At 33.8% G+C, this 618-nt stretch carries 1 protein-coding gene; it reads left to right on the forward strand.

All coding sequences use genetic code 11. The features are described 5' to 3' along the window. On the forward strand, nt 1–618 hold a 618-nt coding region (locus MNY27_RS10940), incomplete at both ends, for a site-specific integrase (protein ID WP_346392350.1).

The raw sequence follows: 618 nt of genomic DNA on the forward strand, positions 1-618 counted from the left end.
AACAGAAAAAACTAACAGATGGATATAAACCAAGAACAGTACAACTGATACTGGGGCTTGCAAGACAAATCATCAACTATGCCATAAATAATGAACTGATACTAAACTATACAAACCCCATTTCCAAAGGCAAAGTCAAAATGCCAAAATTTGATAATAAACAGATAGGATTTTTAACTAAAGATCAAGCAAAAGAGCTTTTAGAGAGATTGAAATCTAAAAAAACACCGCTAACTTACCGCTTAACAGTTCTTCTTTTGTATACTGGTGCCAGATTTAGTGAGGTTGCTTCACTTACCTGGGATGATATAGATTTTAACAACAGACTTATATATTTCAAATCAAATAAAAATGGTAACGATAGAAAAATATATATTTCAGATTTAGCACTTGATGTGCTAGTTGAACTTTTTAATGAAAAAAGAAATGACCTTGTTATCCCAGCATCCAATGGCAAGCAACTTATTCAAATGCCTCGTCAATGGCAGGAAATAGTTGATGAGATGCTTCCAAACAATGACAAGGCTGGCAAATACAGAATAACTATACATAGCTTAAGACACACCCATGCTTCATGGATGGCAATTGCAGGTGTAAGCATTATGCATATAAAAGAGC

Source organism: Sulfurimonas sp. NWX79, from assembly GCF_039667035.1.
In the GTDB taxonomy this organism is placed as follows: Bacteria; Campylobacterota; Campylobacteria; order Campylobacterales; family Sulfurimonadaceae; genus Sulfurimonas; species Sulfurimonas indica.